The sequence below is a fragment of the Pseudomonas machongensis genome (genome assembly GCF_034961125.1).
Lineage (GTDB): Bacteria > Pseudomonadota > Gammaproteobacteria > Pseudomonadales > Pseudomonadaceae > Aquipseudomonas > Aquipseudomonas machongensis.
The window spans coordinates 1-12,733 of record NZ_JAYFUI010000068.1; the positions used below are offsets into that span (position 1 = coordinate 1).

Genomic DNA, 12,733 nt, shown 5'->3' on the forward strand with positions numbered 1-12,733 from the left:
TGGGCTGCTGATCAGCTCGCGCTGGCCTGCCAGGGGATAGCGCAGCGGCTGGCGCCAGGCCGTGCGGTAGTCTGCGAGATCGTCGAGGGTCCAGACACCGCCAGCGCGGCGCACACCCTCGACGAGCTTGCGGCCAACCGCCCCGCGGTAGAAGCCGTCCCGCCCCTGATCCGCCATTGCCTGCAGCGTTGCGGCCAGTTCCGGCTGGCGGATCAGGGTACCCAGGGCAGGGACCTGGTTCTCGCGCAGGAACAGCCGGGCGCTTTCCGGGTCGTCACGCAGCGCGTTCAGGCGCATGGTCGCGCGATCGCGGTAGATGCGGTCGACGGCAAAGCCTTGGTTGGCGAGGCGGATGGCTGGCGCGAGGCTGTCCCTGAGCGGCAATTTGCCGTGGGTTGCAGCGAGGTCTGCCAGGGCCTGGGGCAGACCCGGGATGGCGGCCGCCAGCGCACCGTTGATCGAAAGCCCCTGCCGGACCTTGCCGTCTTCCAGGTACATGTCCGGGGTGGCGGCGCCCGGCGCGCGCTCGCGGGCATCTAGGAAGCGGTAGTGCGCAGTATCGGACTGTTCGCGCAGCAGGAAGAAACCGCCGCCGCCCAACCCCGATCCATAGGGCTCGACCACCGCCAGCGTGGCGCTGATGGCGATAGCGGCATCGAAGGCGTTGCCGCCCTGTTCCAGAACTTGTCGCGCCGCTGCCGTGGCCTCGGCATGGGGGCTGGCTATGGCAGCGCGCCCGGGCCCGTCCGCCAGGGCGGCGGTAGCCAGCAGCGCCAGTGCGGCGCCGAGCAATGCGCGGCGAATCGCGGCGACGAACGGCATCAGGCCTTGCCGGTGATCCGGCGGTACTTGGCCATCAGCTCGTCTTCGGTTTCCGGATGGGCCTCATCCAGCGGGATGCAGTCGACCGGGCAAACCTGCTGGCACTGGGGTTCGTCATAATGGCCCACGCACTGGGTGCAGAGGTTCGGGTCGATCACGTAGATCTCTTCGCCTTGCGAGATGGCGGCGTTCGGGCACTCGGGTTCGCAGACGTCGCAGTTGATGCAATCGTCGGTGATGATCAGGGACATTGGGACTCCGGCCGGGGCTCGGCGCCCGGGCATGTATCAAAGCAATGGGCACAATTGTGCCGCATTAACGCCCGCAGTGCACGCGGGCGCGAGGCTTTGTCGCGCAAGTGCCGGTTGGCGACGTGGCGTACAAAGCCAAACTCAGGCCGCTGGGATCACTTCTTGAAGCGAACGGTCAGGGCATCGGCCACCGCGGGGTGGACGAACTTGGTGATATCCCCGCCCAGCGCCGCAATTTCGCGGACCAGCGTCGAGGAAATGAACGAGTAGCGCTCCGACGGCGTGAGGAACAGGCTCTCGACGTCCGGCGCGAGTTGGCGGTTCATGTTCGCCAGCTGGAACTCGTACTCGAAGTCGGACACCGCGCGCAGGCCCCGCAGGAACACATTGGCGCCCTGCTCCTTGGCGAAGTGCGCCAGCAGAGAGGAGAAGCCGATGACTTCGACATTGGGCAGGTGCTTGGTGACCTCGCGGGCCAGCTCGACCCGTTGTTCCAGCGGGAACAGGGGGTTCTTCTTGGGGCTGGCCGCCACGGCGATGATCACGTGATCGAACAGCCGCGAGGCGCGCTCGACCAAGTCGCCATGGCCTTTGGTAATGGGGTCGAAAGTACCCGGGTACAACACTCGGTTCATCGCGTCATCCTGGCTGGAGTGCGTTGGGGAGTCGGATGGTAGCGCAGCGACTGCTGCCCGGCCAAGTCATGCGACCGGATGATGGCACTATAGACAGTGCGGCTATTGGCTGTCATGCACCCTCTGCGCTCAGCGGATGAACAGCTTGTATACCAGGCGCTGCAGGGCTTTTCCGTAAGGCGGGTAGATCAGCCGGGCGGCGTTGATGCGCTGTTTGGCCAGTACCGCCCTGGCCTTGCTGAAGGTCTGGAAACCTTCGCGACCATGGTAATGACCCATGCCAGAGGGGCCGATGCCGCCGAAAGGCAAGTCCTCCTGGGCGACGTGCAGCAGGGTGTCATTCAGGCATACGCCGCCGGAGTGGGTGTGCTGCAGCACACGCGCCTGTTGGCTGCGGTCGTAACCGAAGTAGTACAGCGCCAGCGGGCGTGGGCGCTGATTGATGTAGGCCAGCGCCTCATCCAGCTCGTCATAGGCAACCAGCGGCAGCACTGGGCCGAAGATCTCGTCCTGCATCACCTGCATGTCGTCGTTTACATCGAGCAGTAGATGTGGGGGCAGCCTGCGGCCCTGGCGCGGCTCGTCGGGGTACAGGTCGAGCACTTGGGCGCCTTTGTCATGGGCGTCGGCGAGCAGGCGTTCGAGGCGCTGCAACTGGCGCGAATTGATGATCGTGCTGTAGTCGGCGTTGTCTGCAATGCGTGGGAAGAGGCGCTGCACCGCCCGTCGATAGGCCTGGGCGAAGTCGTCCAGACGCTGACGCGGGACCAGCACGTAATCGGGAGCCACGCAGGTCTGCCCGGCATTGAGGGTCTTGCCGAAGGCGATGCGCTCGGCGGCAGTGGCCAGTGGCACGTCGTGGGAGACGATGGCTGGCGACTTTCCGCCCAGCTCGAGCGTGACCGGTGTGAGGTTGTGTGCAGCGGCCAGCATGACCTGGCGGCCGATGCTGGTGGCGCCGGTGAACAGCAGGTGGTCGAAGGGCAGGCGGGCAAAGGCCTGGCCAACTTCGACCTCGCCCAGCACAACGCAGACGAGATCGGCGGGGAATACCTGCTCGAGTAACCGCTTGAGGGCTTCGCCGGCGTTCGGCGTGGCTTCGCTGAGCTTGAGCATGACTCGGTTACCCGCCGCCAGGGCACCGGTCAACGGGCCGATAGCCAGAAACAGTGGGTAGTTCCACGGCACGATGATGCCCACCACCCCCAGAGGCTGCGCCAGCACTCGCGCGCTGGCCGGCTGGAAGGCCAGGCCGACGCGGCGCCGGGCAGGTTTCATCCAGCGCCGAACATGGCGCTCGGCATGGCGCAGGCCCTGCACTGACGGCAGCAGCTCGGCCAGCAGGGTTTCATCGGCGCTGCGTCCGCTGAAGTCGGCATCGATGGCCTCGATCAGCACCTTTTGGTGTGCAACCAGGGCCTCACGCAGGCTCTTCAGCCACTGCATACGCTGCGCGGCGGGCGGCATGGGGTTGGCTGCGAAGGCCTGACGTTGTTCGGCGAACAACCGCTCGAGAACAAGGTCGGATGGCTCAAGAGGCATGGCTGTGGACGAACGCATGGCAGCTCCGCGCAGAGGGGCGAGTTGTTGAGCTTATACTCTAATCGGCCTTGATCTGTGAACGTCCGCGGGGTGCACCGCCCGTGGAATAAACCGTAAGATGGCTCGTCATCCGAAGCCCGCAGACCTGGATACCCGCATGGCCCCGCGCATGAAGACCCGTGAGCGCATCGTGCAAAGCAGCCTCGAACTGTTCAACCAGCAGGGCGAGCGCAGCGTCAGCACCAATCACATTGCCGCGTTCATGGAAATCTCTCCCGGAAACCTGTACTACCACTTCCCCAACAAGCAGGCGATCATCGCGTTGCTGTTCAGCCAGTACGAAGAGCTGGTGGACAGCTTCCTGCGCCCGCCCCAAGGCCGTGCAGCCACGGTCGAGGACAAACGCTTCTACCTCAAGGCACTGCTTGCAGCGATGTGGAACTACCGCTTCCTGCACCGCGATCTCGAGCATCTGCTGGAGAGTGATCCGGAGCTGGCCGCACGTTACCGGCGTTTCTCCCAGCGGTGCCTGCAGCAGGGCCAGGCGATCTATCGTGGCTTCGTCGAAGCGGGCATCCTGGACATGCTGCCGACCCAGATCGAGTCGCTGACCATCAATGCCTGGATCGTGCTCACCTCCTGGGTGCGTTTTCTCAGCACCACCCGCGAGCATTCCGCGCACCTGGGTGAAGAAGCCTTCAAGCGTGGGGTCTATCAGGTGTTGGTGTTGGAGCTGGGGTTCGTCACCGCTGGCTCCCGCGCTGCGGTGGATGCGCTATGCGATGAATTTCATGTTCCGTTCAACCAGGCCCTGGAACACTGATCCGGGCCTTTCGTGCCATCGATAGGAGATTGTCATGCCCCTTGCGCAACTGATCACCCCGCAGCAGCTGGCCGAGCGTCTGGACTCGCCGGGGCTGGTGATCCTCGACTGTCGCTTTGCCCTGGAAGACGTGGATTACGGCCAGCGCAGCTATGCCGAGGGGCATATCGCCGGTGCGCATTTCGCGGACCTGGAGCGCGATCTGAGCGGGCCTGTGGTCAAGGGGCAGACTGGGCGTCATCCATTGCCTGAGCCGCGCCGTCTGGTCGAGCGCTTGCGCGAGTGGGGCCTGGACAATGACAGCCAGGTGGTGCTGTACGACGACGGTCCCGGTGCCTTCGCTGCCCGCGCCTGGTGGTTGCTGGCCTGGCTGGGCAAGCGCAACGCGGTGTTCATCCTCGACGGCGGCCTCAAGGCTTGGCACGCGGCGCATCTGCCGCTGAGCCTGGATCCGCCGGTGCAGCGCGAGGGCAACTTCACGGGCGAGGCCGATGCGAAGCTGCTGATCGATGCCGAGCACCTGAACAAGCGTCTGGGCAGCGCCGACCTGACGTTGATCGATGCCCGCGCCTTGCCGCGTTTTCGCGGCGAAGTCGAGCCGATCGATCCTGTCGCTGGGCATATTCCTGGTGCGCAGTGTGCAGCGTTCACTGACAACCTGGGTGCGGATGGGCGTTTCCTGCCAGCCGAGCAGCTGAAACAGCGCTTCGCCGAGAAGCTGGCAGGGCGTGAGCCGGAGCAGCTGGTCGCCTATTGCGGATCCGGTGTGACGGCTTGCCATAACCTGTTTGCCCTGGCGCTGGCAGGATACCCGTTGGGGCGCCTGTATGCCGGGTCCTGGAGCGAGTGGATCAACGATTCCAGGCACGGTGTCGCCACTGGCGATTGAGGCAGCGAAGCGCTAGCGGCCCTCCAGCAGCCACTGCGGAATCCGGCGCTCAAGGTAGTAGCCCGGATTGCGCAGGCTGCCCTCTACAAAGCCCACATGTCCGCCGCGGCGGTGCAACTCGAAGTGCGTCTGCGGCGCCAGCTCCTGCGGTGCTGGCAGGCTGTGGTCGAACACGAACGGATCGTCCTGCGCGTGGATGATCAGTGTCGGTGTACGGTTTTCCCCCAGGTAATAGCGGCTCGAGGCGTGGCGGTAGTAGTCGTGGGCATCGCTGAAGCCATTGAGCGGTGCGGTTACTCGGCCATCGAAATCCCAGAAGGTCCTCAGGTTGCGTAGCGGCCCGAGGCGCTCCAGCGCAGCCAACCCTTCGTTGTGGCCCAAAGCCTGGAAGTGCTTCTGCTTGCTTTGCACGTAAGCCAGCATCTCGCGCATGAAGTGCGCCTGGTAGACCTTGCTGAAGCCCATGCCGATGCGATCGGCGCACTGATCCAGACGAAACGGCACCGACACCGCCACCGCTGCTTCAAGCTGGCTGGCCGAACCGCTTTCGCCCAAGTACTTCAACAGCACGTTGCCGCCCAACGAGTAGCCCACGGCATACAGCGGCGCCAGCGGTCGTTGCGCGCGCAGATGGCGGATGGTTTCGGCAAGATCTTCACTGGCGCCGGAGTGGTAGCTGCGAGCAAGCAGGTTCGGCTCGCCGGAGCAGCCCCGCCAGTTCAGCGCGACGCTGGCCCAGCCACGCGCCTGCAGCGCTTGCTGCAGGCCTTTTACGTAAGGGGAGTCGGAGGAGCCGGTCAGGCCGTGCAAGACCAGCACCAGCGGCGTGTCAGCTTGATGCGGACCATGCCAGTCCATGTCGAGGAAGTCGCCGTCGGCCAGCCACAGGCGCTCGCGGCTGCGCTCAAGTCTCGGAAGCCTGCGCCAGAGTGGGCCCCACAGTGTCTGCAGGTGAGGGTTTGACAGGCCGGTGGCTGGGCTGAAGGTTGCGGTGAGACTGGACATGCTCGGCGGCTCTTGATGTGCCTGCCTAGAGTGCCACGAAACACCGCACCTGTGGTCGTGTTATCAGTCGGCTATTGGCAGTGCAGGCAGGGGCTGCTGAGCCACCTTGGGTCCGACGCAGGTCACGACACAACGGTTGCTGTCGAAGACCTGCCGAGCGACCGTCTGGATTTGTGTTGCCGTGGTTTGCGCGAGTTGTTCCTGGTAGCGCTGGAAATGATCCGCCGGCAATCCGGATGCGTTGATCTGTGCCAGCAGGTCTGCAAGCTTCTGGTCGTCGGCGAGGGTGCGCAACAGGTCACCGCACAGTTGGCTGCGTGCCAGCTTCATCTCGAACTCGCTTGGGCCTTGCTCGATGAAGCAGCGCAGCACGAGTTTGACCAGATCGATGGATGCTTGCAGATAGTGGGGCTTGATATCCCATTCGACGAGCAGCACCAGGGCGCCACGGTAGCCGTCGAAGTAACTGCGAATGGCGTAGGTGAGGGATCGCCGTTCGCGCAGTTCGGATTCCAGGCGCGATTCGAAGCTGGCGCCCAGAATCTGGTTGGCCATGGTCAGCGCAGGAAACTGCGTATCGCCGGGCTGGATTTCTACCGCAAACGCCAGGCTGACTTTTACGTTGTCGGTGTCTGGGTTATTGCTTGGCTGTTCGATGTGTAATGTCCTGGCCTGGTTGGATGGCCGGGCTTTTTCCAGGGCGGGAAGCGCAAGCTGAGTAACCGGCAGGGCCTGGCAAAGGTCGTTGGCCAGTGTTTCTGCCTCCTCTCGAGACAGGTCGCCGGACAGGGTGATTTCCAGGTTTCCGGCGCAGTAGGCCCGTTGATGAAAATCCGCTATCTGCTGCCGGCTGATCGTCATGACGCTGCTCGCAGTGCCATGACTGTCCCGCGTGTAAGGGTGGCTGTCATACACGTTACGAAGCCTTTCCACATCGAGCCGGTGTTCAGGTTTGGCTTCGCGACGGCGCAGATAGTTGATGACGCGGTTGCGTATGCCTTCCAGCGCCGTGGCCTCGAAGCTCGGCCGCGCACTCACTGCAACCAGCAGCGCCACGGCTTCCTTGTACAGGCCGTTGGTGAATGGACTGCGCAGACGCAAGATGGCGTCGTCGTGCGTCACGTTGCGTTTGAGTGTGGCGCCAAGCGACTTGAGTTGGCTGGCTAGCTGCGCGGCGTCCAGCTGGTCACAACCCTGGTCGAGCATGTACAGCGTCATTGCGGCCAAACCGGGCGTGTCGCCGTCATGGTAGGCACCTGCCTTGAAGCGTAATTGCAGATCGACTGCAGGAGCACCTCGTACCGGAACGAAACACACCTTGCTGCCCAGCTCGGTATGCCACTGCTGTATCTGCTGTTTCGGGGTGTCCAGGGCGGCCTCTGAAAGGCCTTGCGCCGAGGTCAGGCCGGACAGGTCTAGCGCAGAGCTACCAGTGGCCAGGTCGCCGCATGCCAGTACGGGAGTCTCTACTATCGTTGCCTCGGGCGCGCACATATGAGTCACGGCAAGGCGTTCACGGGTGAGGTAGGTCTTGATCGCGAGCTGGATGTCCTGCTCGGTGAGCGATGCCAGTGTCTGAAATTCATCATGCAGCTGCGTTGGGTCCAGGCCGCCGATCACTCTCCAACTGAGCGCATCTGCCTGGCCGGTGAGGTTGGCCAGGGCCTCCGCGTGCTGCGCCAGCAGGTGCAACTTGGCATCTTCGATCTGCTGCGCGGTGAAAGAGGTCAACTGGACGCTTTCGATGATGTCCATAACTGCCTTTTCGGCGCTGGCCGGAGTATTGCCGAGTGCGACATAGCCGGAGAATGACAGCAGAGTATCGCCGCGCACCTGGTAGTCATAGGACGGGCCGATGCCTATCAGGACCTGTCGTTGGCGCACCAGTTTGCCATGCAGGAGAGACGACGCTCCTCTGCCCAGCAATTCAGCGACGATTCTCAAGGCATGCACGCTGCGGGGCGACTCTGCCGTTGCCAGGCTTGGCACATTGAAGGACATCAGCAAGCCGTCGCGCAGGTTTGGCAGTGTCAGTGCCTGTTGACGGTACGCCAATTGCTGAGGATGGCGAGGCGTTTGGGGTGGGGGCAGGGGGACTTCCTCGAGACCTGCGAAGTGCCGCTGCACCCATTCTTCGAGGTGAGACAGCTCGATGTCGCCAACGACTAACAGGGTGGCGTTGTTAGGGGCGTAACGATTCCTGTACCACGTGCGAATCATGCGCTGGGTCATGTTTTCGAGATCTTGCGGGTTGCCGAAGTTGGGAGTGGCGTAGGGGCTGGTTTGGTGAGCAAGCTTTCTATGGCTTTCGAGGGCCTGTTGTACCGGCTGATTGTCGATTTTCAGGCGACGCTCATCGCGCACTGCGGTCTTGGCCTTTTCAAGGGCCTCGTCACCGAGGCGAGCATTGACCATGGCGTCGGCCATGATCTCCAGGCCTACCTCGAGGCGTGAGGCGGGCAGGGTCATCTTGTAGACCGTTGCATCGTCAAACGTAGAGGCGCCGGCGGTGCCACCCAACCAACTGATGATCCGAAGGTATTGTCCGGCTGCGAGTTTTCCGCTGCCTTCGAACACCATGTGCTCAAGCACATGAGACAGATTGCTATGGCCTGGCGCTTCATGGCTGGAGCCAACGTGATAATGAAGCTGTGCACAAACCAGCGGACTGCGTTGATCACGCTGGAGATAGACCTTCAGGCCATTCTCCAGGCGCAAGTGCTGTAGTGGTGTGCTTGGAGGGGTGATCAGATTGATGGGTTTGACAGTGGATGCTGGCATGGTCGAGCTGCTCCGGCGGGGTTTGAGAGCGGAGCAGCTTCGATCAGAGGGCTTGCCGACAGGTGTTATCTATATCTGGCGCTCATGGTGTCAGCCACGCTGCCACAGGGCGTAGTTCACCTGACCCGTTTTCTTTTCCCGGTGCAAGCGCCAGTTGCCGGGCATCGGCAAGCTGGAGGGCGAGGCTTCGCTTTCGGTATAGATCCAGGCTTGTTCTCGCAGCCACTGATGCTCCTCCAGCAGGTTGCAGACGTCTGCCAGCAGGTCCTTGTGGAAGGGCGGGTCGAGGAACACCACATCGAACTGCTGCTTGGCCGGGCCGCCGAGATAGCGCAGGGCATCGGTCTGCAGGATCTGCCCACGGGGGCAGCGCAGCAATTCGAGGTTGTGCTTGAGGTTGGCGATGGCTGCGGGGTTGCTGTCCAGTGCCACCGCATCGTCGGCGCCGCGCGAAAGGGCCTCGAGCACCAGTGCGCCGCTGCCGGTGAAGGCGTCCAGGACGCGGGCGCCTTCGATGTAGGGGGCCAGCCAGTTGAACAGGGTTTCACGCACGCGATCGGGTGTCGGGCGCAGGCCTTCGCCCTCGGGCACCGCCAGGCGACGGCTGCGCCACTCGCCGGCGATGATGCGCAGGTGCCCAGCTCCCTTGCTTTGGGTCTGGGCGGGGTTGGAGGGTCTTGCCATCAGTGCTCCGGTACGCCAAGCGGCTGCTCGGACGGTTTGTCTGTGGGGGGCGGCAGCGGCTTTTGCGGCACGCTCGGGCCTGCAGTGACGATCACCAGCTTGTCCACCGCCAGGTGCTTGTTCATCGCCGCCTTGACCTGTTCGACGGTCAGTGCCTGGGACTGCTGCATGAAGTCTTCGAGCCAGGTCAGCGGCAGGTTGTAGAAGCCGATGGCACCCAGCTGGCCAACGATGCTCGCGTTGCTGGCATTGGAGAGCGGGAAGCTCCCGGCCAGTTCACGCTTGGCGTCGTCCAGCTCTTGCTGGGTAGGGCCGTTCTTCAGGTAGTCGGCGAGGATGTCCTGGACCAGCTTGAGCGTGCCTTCGCTGAGTTCGGCGCGCGTCTGCAGGTTGATCATGAACGGGCCGCGCACCTGCATCGGGCTGAATACCGAGTACACACCGTAGGTGAGGCCGCGTTTTTCCCGCACTTCGCTCATCAGGCGCGTGCCGAAGGCGCCGCCGCCGAGGATCTGGTTGCCCAGCGACAGTGCTGGCCAGTCAGGGTCCTGGCGAGTGATGCCCAATTCGGCGAGCATCAGGTGGGTCTGCTTGGACGGGAAATCGATATGAGTCGCGCCCGGCTTGGGCTCTGCTGGTTCGCCAGGGCTGGCCAGCGCCGGACCCTTGGGCAGGGCGGCGGAGAGCTGCGCGGCGATGGCTTCGGCCTCACTGCGGCTGAGGTCGCCGACCAGGGCGATCACGGCATTACCGGCAGCGTAGGCCTTGGCGTGAAAGTCGCGCAGTTGTGCCTGGCTGATACCCGGGATGCTTTCGGCGGTGCCGTCGCTGGGGTGGGCGTAGGGATGGCTGCCGTAGAGGTTGGCGAACAGCGCCTTGCCGGCCAGCTTGCCAGGGTTCTGCTTCTCGTACTCGAAGCCTGCCAGTAGTTGGTTCTTGATGCGCTTGAGGGCGTCTTCGGGGAAGGTCGGCTTGCCGACCACGTCGGCGAACAGTTTCAGCGCCGGGTCGCGTTTGTCCGGGGCGCTCAGGCTGCGTAACGAGGCGATGGCCATGTCGCGGTACGAGCCGTTGCCAAAGTCGGCACCGAGCCCCTCGAAGCCTTGGGCGATCGCGGTGACGTCCTTGCCGGCCACACCCTCGTTGAGCATGGCGTTGGTCAGGGTGGCCAGCCCGGAGACGTTGCCGTCCTGGCTGCTGCCTGCGGCGAAGGTCACGCGCAGGTCGAACATCGGCAGCTCTCGGGCTTCGACGAACAAGACCCGTGCACCTTCGGCGGTCGTCCAGTTCTGGATGTTCAGCTGGCGTCGACTGGGGGATTTGCCATCGAGCTCGGCCAGCGACTGCAGGGTGTTGGCCGGGCGTGCGGCGTTGCTGTCGGGCTGACCGGCGGCATTATCCGATTGCGCCGGGCGGGCCAGCAGCAGGGCCAGCGCCACGATCGCAGCCAGGATGCCGAGGCCGAACAGGGTATAGCGGGGGGCGCTGCGATCACTCATGAGCGGACTCCTCGGGCAGAACATGGGCAACGCTCAGGCGTTCGCGGGTGAAATAGGTGCGCGCGGCGTCCTGGATGTCCTGTGGAGTGACGCGCTTGAGGTCGTCCAGCTCGCTGTCGATCAGCTTCCATGAAAGGCCCACGGTTTCCAGCTGACCGATGGTGGTGGCCTGGCTGCTGATCGAGTCGCGGTCGTAGACCAGGCCGGCGATGACCTGGGCACGCACGCGCTCCAGTTCTTCTGCAGTGGGTGGCGTGTTCTTGAGCTCGTCCAGCAACTGCCAGACGCCCTTCTCGACGTCGGCGAGAGTTTTCTGCTTCTGCACGTTGGGGGTGGCGGAGATCAGGAACAGGCTGTCGCCCCGGGTGAAGGCGTTGTAGCTGCTCGAGGCACCGGCCACCAGCTCCTGGCCGCGCTCGAGGCGTGCCGGCATGCGCGCACTGTAGCCGCCGTCGAGCAGCGCCGAGATCAGACGCAGTGCCTGGGCGCTGCGTGGGTCCTTGGCAGTGGCCAGGCCTGGGACGTTGAAGCCGTAGATCAGACTGGGCAGTTGGGTGCGTACGTGAAGAGTGAGCTGGCGCTGGCCGGGTTCGGCCAGTTCCAGTGGCAGTTTGGCGGGAGGAATGGCGCGTTTGGGGATGGCGGCGAAGTACTTGTTCGCCAGGCCCTTGACCTCATCGACGGTGACATCGCCCACCACCACCAGCGTGGCGTTGTTCGGTGCATACCAGGATTCGTACCAGTGGCGCAGTTCCTCGACCTTCATCCGCTCGAGGTCGGCCATCCAGCCGATGGTCGGTGTGTGGTAGCCGCTGGCCGGGTAGGCCATGGCGCGGAACAGTTCGAAAGCCTTGGCGTTGGGCTGGTCGTCGGTGCGCAGGCGGCGCTCTTCCTTGATGACTTCGATTTCACGACTGAACTCGTCGGCCGGCAGGCGCAGGCTGGCCAGGCGGTCGGCCTCGAGTTCCAGGGCTACCGGCAGGCGGTCGCGGGCCAGCACCTGGTAATAAGCGGTGTAGTCATCGCTGGTGAAGGCGTTTTCCTCGGCGCCGAGGTCGCGCAGGATGCGCGAGGCTTCGCCCGGACCGACCTTGGCGCTGCCCTTGAACATCATGTGCTCAAGCGCATGCGACAGACCGGTCTGGCCTGGCGTCTCGTAGCTGGAGCCGACCTTGTACCAGATCTGCGATACCACCACTGGCGCGCGATGGTCTTCGCGCACTACGACCTTCAGGCCGTTGTCGAGGATGAATTCGTGGGTCGGTTGCGTATCGGCGGCCAGGGCCGCAAGCGGCAGGCAGAGCGTGCCGAGCAACAGGCCAGCGGCGCGGCGGGCTAGAGCATTCATACGATGGATAACCTGTACGACGGCCCGCGGGGTTTAGCGTAGGCGGGCCAGGAGGTGCTAGGATACTGATCCGGTTGCCTGGCGACCATGCCTGTCGCCGTTCTGGCCCACAGGACACTACGACAAAACGTTGCGCATGAACCAGCCGGCTTCAAGAGAGTCTGTTCTGCGTATAGAGAATTCCCGATGCCCAATGATGGTGCATCGCTACCCTGAGATAGCCGTCTTCCATGTTTGGTTCCAACGACGACAAGAAAGCGCCGGCCGAGGCCGGTGAAAAGAAAGGCCTGTTCGGCTGGTTTCGCAAGAAGCCGCAGCAACCTGTCGCCGAACAGCCGCAAGCCCCCGAGCAGCCCGTTAACGAGCCGGTAGCGCCAGCCACGCCCGTCGAGCAGGCCGTTGTCGCTCCGCTCGAGCCGGTTGCCGCCGATGCGCCGGTTGTGCCAGATGAAGT

11 protein-coding genes and 1 pseudogene are annotated in these 12,733 nt (G+C 63.8%); 3 read left to right on the plus strand and 9 right to left on the minus strand.

Annotated elements, in window-relative coordinates:
• The 4 genes from VA602_RS05345 to VA602_RS05360 all read right to left on the minus strand — a co-directional run.
• Window positions 1-822 (minus strand): gamma-glutamyltransferase (locus VA602_RS05345; protein ID WP_323452689.1); only part of this gene is annotated, 822 nt, incomplete at its 3' end.
• Entirely contained in the window at window positions 822-1,073 is a 252-nt protein-coding gene (locus VA602_RS05350) for a YfhL family 4Fe-4S dicluster ferredoxin (protein WP_011531711.1), read from the minus strand. The genes VA602_RS05345 and VA602_RS05350, both read right to left, overlap by 1 nt.
• A 155-nt stretch (window positions 1,074-1,228) precedes the next feature.
• Window positions 1,229-1,708 carry a pantetheine-phosphate adenylyltransferase gene (gene coaD / locus VA602_RS05355; RefSeq protein ID WP_197890467.1) on the minus strand — a complete coding sequence of 160 codons (480 nt, stop codon included), beginning with the start codon at window positions 1,706-1,708 and terminating at the stop codon, window positions 1,229-1,231.
• A 129-nt stretch (window positions 1,709-1,837) separates the two neighbouring features.
• Window positions 1,838-3,268: a coniferyl aldehyde dehydrogenase gene (locus VA602_RS05360; protein WP_323452690.1), complete on the minus strand. Its 1,431-nt coding sequence runs from the start codon at window positions 3,266-3,268 to the stop codon at window positions 1,838-1,840.
• A 139-nt stretch (window positions 3,269-3,407) separates the two neighbouring features.
• On the opposite strand from VA602_RS05360, the gene VA602_RS05365 reads away from it, so the two are divergent.
• Together VA602_RS05365 and VA602_RS05370 are read left to right on the plus strand one after the other, a co-directional pair.
• Entirely contained in the window at window positions 3,408-4,073 is a 666-nt protein-coding gene (locus tag VA602_RS05365) for a TetR/AcrR family transcriptional regulator (protein WP_200602948.1), read from the plus strand.
• 34 nt (window positions 4,074-4,107) lie between these two features.
• The gene (locus VA602_RS05370; protein WP_125931178.1) at window positions 4,108-4,962 is read left to right on the plus strand and encodes a sulfurtransferase; all 855 of its coding nucleotides are present in this window, start codon (window positions 4,108-4,110) and stop codon (window positions 4,960-4,962) included.
• A 12-nt stretch (window positions 4,963-4,974) separates the two neighbouring features.
• Here VA602_RS05370 and VA602_RS05375 read toward each other — a convergent pair whose 3' ends face one another.
• The 5 genes from VA602_RS05375 to VA602_RS05395 all read right to left on the minus strand — a co-directional run bounded on the left by VA602_RS05375 (window position 4,975) and on the right by VA602_RS05395 (window position 12,279).
• Entirely contained in the window at window positions 4,975-5,967 is a 993-nt protein-coding gene (locus tag VA602_RS05375; protein ID WP_323452691.1) for a hydrolase, read from the minus strand.
• A 63-nt stretch (window positions 5,968-6,030) separates the two neighbouring features.
• On the minus strand, window positions 6,031-8,748 hold the full coding sequence (locus tag VA602_RS05380) for a M16 family metallopeptidase (protein WP_323452692.1): 2,718 nt from the start codon (window positions 8,746-8,748) through the stop codon (window positions 6,031-6,033).
• A gap of 90 nt (window positions 8,749-8,838) precedes the next feature.
• Window positions 8,839-9,432: a 16S rRNA (guanine(966)-N(2))-methyltransferase RsmD gene (rsmD, locus tag VA602_RS05385; RefSeq protein WP_323452693.1), complete on the minus strand. Its 594-nt coding sequence runs from the start codon at window positions 9,430-9,432 to the stop codon at window positions 8,839-8,841.
• Complete coding sequence (locus VA602_RS05390; protein WP_063541635.1) at window positions 9,432-10,931, minus strand: M16 family metallopeptidase; 1,500 nt, start codon at window positions 10,929-10,931, stop codon at window positions 9,432-9,434. Before VA602_RS05390 ends, rsmD begins: the two co-directional genes overlap by 1 nt.
• The gene (locus VA602_RS05395; RefSeq protein WP_054891160.1) at window positions 10,924-12,279 is read right to left on the minus strand and encodes a M16 family metallopeptidase; all 1,356 of its coding nucleotides are present in this window, start codon (window positions 12,277-12,279) and stop codon (window positions 10,924-10,926) included. Before VA602_RS05395 ends, VA602_RS05390 begins: the two co-directional genes overlap by 8 nt.
• Before the next feature lie 230 nt (window positions 12,280-12,509).
• Here VA602_RS05395 and VA602_RS05400 point away from each other — a divergent pair.
• Window positions 12,510-12,733, plus strand: a pseudogene (locus tag VA602_RS05400) (signal recognition particle-docking protein FtsY); the annotation flags it as partial.